The following is a 3,597-nucleotide window of genomic DNA, read 5'->3' on the forward strand; positions in this document are numbered from 1 at the left end:
GCAACATCATCATCCCGGCCTTCGCCGTCGGCCGCAGCCAGGAATTGTTGTACTGGTTCGCGCGCCAGTGGGACGAGTGGAAGATGTCGCGCTGGAAGATCTTCCTCGACAGCCCCATGGCCATGCGCGTCGTTGATGTCTATGGCCGCCACGAGCGCCTGTTCGACGACGATGCCCAGGCCGTGTGGAACGGGCGCCCGCATCCATTCAAGATGCCCAACCTGCAGCTAACGCCCGAAGTGGCGCAGTCGCAGGCCATCAACAACATCCGCGGCGGCGCGATCATCATCGCCGGCTCCGGCATGTGCAACGGCGGCCGCGTGCGCCACCACCTTCGCCAGAACCTCGGGCGCAAGCAGTCGCACGTGATGTTCGTGGGTTACCAGGCGCGCGGCACGCTGGGCCGGCGCCTGGTCGATGGCGCCGAAACCGTGCGCATCTTCGGCGAGGAAATCCGCGTCAACGCCGTCCGCCATACCGTCGGTGGCCTGTCCGCCCATGCCGGCCAGTCCGGGCTGATGGACTGGTACGCTGCCATCGAGGGCCGTCCGCCAGTGGTGCTGGTGCACGGCGAGGACGACGCCCGCGAGGCCCTGGCCAAGGCGCTGGACAAGAAGCTTGGCGCCGACGTCACCCTGTCGCGCCTGGGCATGCAGCGCGAGGTCTGAGGCCGGCGTGGCCAGCGAACCCGGCCAGGCTCCCGAGTCCCAGGCGCGGCCCTTTGCCGTTCCCTGCGCCCGGCTCGACCATCGCGCACCGCTGCGCTGGCTGCGTGCGGGCTGGCGCGACTACCGGCGCGCGCCGGGACTGAGCCTGCTGTTCGGCGTCGTCGTGCTGCTGGTGAGCCTGGTGATTTCGGCCCTGGCCTGGAGCCTGGGCCGGTTCGCGCTGCTGGCGGCGCTGGTGTCGGGTTTCGTCTTCGTCGCGCCGCTGCTGGGCGTCGGGCTTTATTGCGTCAGCCGTGAACTCGAGGCCGGGCGGCAGCCGCGACTGAACGATTCCTTCGTGCTGGCGCGGCGGGTGGTGGGGCAGGCGGGCGTGTTCGCGCTGGCCCAGGGCATCGTGCTTATGCTGTGGTCGCGCGCCGGCATGATGGTCAATGCGCTGGTGCCGATCGAACGCGGCGATTTCGCCACCTGGGCGGAGTTCCTGCTGATCGGCTCGGCCGCCGGCTCGGTGTTCGCCGCGCTGACCTTCGCCATCGCGGCGTTTTCGCTGCCGATGATCGCCGACCGCGACGTCGACATGGTCACCGCCGGCGTTTCCAGCGTGAACGCGGTGCTGCGCAACAAACTGGTCGCCCTGCAGTGGGCGGGCTGGATCGCCCTGCTGACCGCCCTGGGTTTCCTCACGGGATTCCTGGGCCTGGTGCTGGTGATGCCCTGGCTGGCGTACGCCACCTGGCATGGCTATCGGGAAACGCTGGACGCCTCGGACTGGCCGCGGCTGGACTGAAGCCGGATTTCAGCCCGGGTCGGGAACGTCGGTGCGCTGCGGCGCCATCGCCGCCACCGAATCGCGCACCAGGGTTTCGAGCACGGCCATGTCCACGTCGGCCAGGCGCTTGATGTACAGGCAGCTCTTGCCGGTCTTGTGTCTGCCCAGTTTGGCCATCAGCGATTCGTAGCGCGCGAAGCCCGGCATGATGTAGAGCGTCAGGTCGTTCTTGCGCGGTGAAATGCCGGTCACCATCCAGTCGCCTTCGCGGCCGCTTTCATAGCGGTAGTGGTACACCCCGAAACCAACGATGGATGGCCCCCACAAACGCGCGGGTGCGCCGGTAGCAGCTTCCATCAGGGCGCGGATGCGCTGGCAGTCCTCGCGTCGCCCGGGGTCGGGGATGGCAGCCAGGAATTGGTCGACGTCGGCATCGGTTGCCTGTGTCTTGTTGACTGTCTTGGCCATCGCTGCAGCCTCGCCGCCGGGAGTGCCGGCAGTCTAACCGCGCTTGCCGCACAGGCAGGTGCCGTCGTCGAAGACCACCTTCCAGCGGCCGTCGGGGTCGCGGCGCCAGGTGGATCGGAATTCCATGATCGGCTTGCCCTCGGGGTCGAAAACGGGCCCCTTGGTCTGCGCCAGCTGGCCGCCGTCGAGCACGACCACGGTTTCCGGGCGCCAGGAAAACGGCGCCTGCGCGCCTTCGAAATATTTGCCCCAGGCCGCCAGGATCGCCGCCTTGCCGCGCAGGCTGTCCGGGCCCGGCTGGAAGATGGCGTCCTCGGCCAGGAAGCTGGCGAAGGCATCGAAGTCGCGGTCGGCCATGCTTTTCGCGAACGCGGTTTCGGCAGCCGCGACCTCGCGCGTCAGTGCGTCCAGGTCAACGGGCGCCACGCGCGGCGCGGGCTGGCTGGCGCAGCCGGCAACCGCCATCAGCAGGGCCAGCAGGAAGGGAGTGCGCATCGTCGGTGTCCTCGGGGCAGGGGCAGCAGGGGGCTGCAAGGGCTGGCCGAAGCATGGCGCGCACCGGACCGCCGCGCGCCGGTCACAAGTCACGCCCGGCGCCCGGCCGCGCCCATCCCGCTGATCAGGTAAAAAGGGGCCATTCAGGGGCAGGGCGAGGGGCGGGCTGATGGCGGTTGAAAATGATGCGGGCGACCTGGTCCGGATAGTGGCGCTGCTGGGGGCGGCGGTGGTGGCCGTGCCGCTGTTCCGGCGCCTGGGCCTGGGTTCGGTGCTTGGCTACCTGGCGGCGGGACTCGCGGTGGGGCCGTTCGGCCTGGGCCTGTTCACCGAGCCGGCGGCCATCCTGCATGTCGCCGAACTGGGCGTGGTGATGTTCCTCTTCATCATCGGCCTGGAGATGCGCCCGTCCCACCTCTGGCAGCTGCGCGGCCAGATCTTCGGCCTCGGTGCGCTGCAGGTCGGGCTGGTCACCGCGGTGATGACCGGCATCCTGCTGGGTTTCGGGCTGGCGCCGCCGGTGGCCTTCCTGGGCGCCGCCGGTTTCGTGCTCACGTCCACGGCCATCGTCATGCAGTTGTTGGGCGAGCGCGGCGACATCGCCCTGCCGCGCGGGCAGCGCATGGTGTCGATCCTGCTGTTTGAAGACCTGCTGATCGTGCCGCTGCTGGCGCTGGTCGCCTTCATGGCGCCGGTCGTGCCCGGCGCGGACGGCAGTTCGCGCTGGCTGGCGGTGGCGCAGGGCGTGGCGGCCCTGGCCGGGCTGGTGGTGGTCGGGCTTTGGGCGCTGAACCCGCTGTTCCGCCTGCTGGCGCGGGCCAAGGCGCGCGAGGTGATGACGGCCGCGGCGCTGCTGGTGGTGCTGGGCTCGGCGGTGCTGATGGACATGGGCGGGCTTTCGATGGCCATGGGCGCGTTCCTGGCCGGTGTGCTGCTCTCGGAATCGGCGTTCCGCCACCAGCTCGAGGCGGACATCGAACCCTTCCGGGGACTGTTGCTGGGCTTGTTCTTCCTGGCCGTGGGCATGTCGCTGGACCTGGCGGTGGTGGCGGGCAACCTGGCCTTCATCGCGGCGGCGGTGCCGGTGCTGATGCTGGCCAAGGGCCTGTGCATCTACGCGGTGGCGCGGATCCTGCGCAGCTCGCATGCCGACGCACTCGACCGCGCCGTGCTGATGGCGCAGGGCGGCGAATTCGC

General features: G+C 69.6%; 5 protein-coding genes. 3 read left to right on the forward strand and 2 right to left on the reverse strand.

From position 1 onward, the window contains the following. A partial coding sequence (locus AACZ35_RS13240) for an MBL fold metallo-hydrolase RNA specificity domain-containing protein (RefSeq protein WP_339830067.1) occupies nt 1-668 on the forward strand: 668 nt, incomplete at its 5' end. A gap of 7 nt (nt 669-675) precedes the next feature. Then, on the forward strand, nt 676-1,455 hold the full coding sequence (locus AACZ35_RS13245) for a DUF2189 domain-containing protein (protein ID WP_339830069.1): 780 nt from the start codon (nt 676-678) through the stop codon (nt 1,453-1,455). 9 nt (nt 1,456-1,464) lie between these two features. Here the strand turns inward: AACZ35_RS13245 and AACZ35_RS13250 are convergent, their stop codons facing one another. Next, nucleotides 1,465-1,905: a DUF1801 domain-containing protein gene (locus AACZ35_RS13250; protein ID WP_339830071.1), complete on the reverse strand. Its 441-nt coding sequence runs from the start codon at nt 1,903-1,905 to the stop codon at nt 1,465-1,467. A 33-nt stretch (nt 1,906-1,938) separates the two neighbouring features. Beyond that, on the reverse strand, nt 1,939-2,400 hold the full coding sequence (locus tag AACZ35_RS13255; protein ID WP_339830073.1) for a DUF4440 domain-containing protein: 462 nt from the start codon (nt 2,398-2,400) through the stop codon (nt 1,939-1,941). 169 nt (nt 2,401-2,569) lie between these two features. Between AACZ35_RS13255 and AACZ35_RS13260 the strand changes: the two genes are divergently transcribed. Then, nucleotides 2,570-3,597 (forward strand): monovalent cation:proton antiporter-2 (CPA2) family protein (locus AACZ35_RS13260; RefSeq protein ID WP_339830075.1); only part of this gene is annotated, 1,028 nt, incomplete at its 3' end.

The organism is uncultured Arenimonas sp. (assembly GCF_963976025.1).
Taxonomy (GTDB): Bacteria; Pseudomonadota; Gammaproteobacteria; order Xanthomonadales; family Xanthomonadaceae; genus Arenimonas.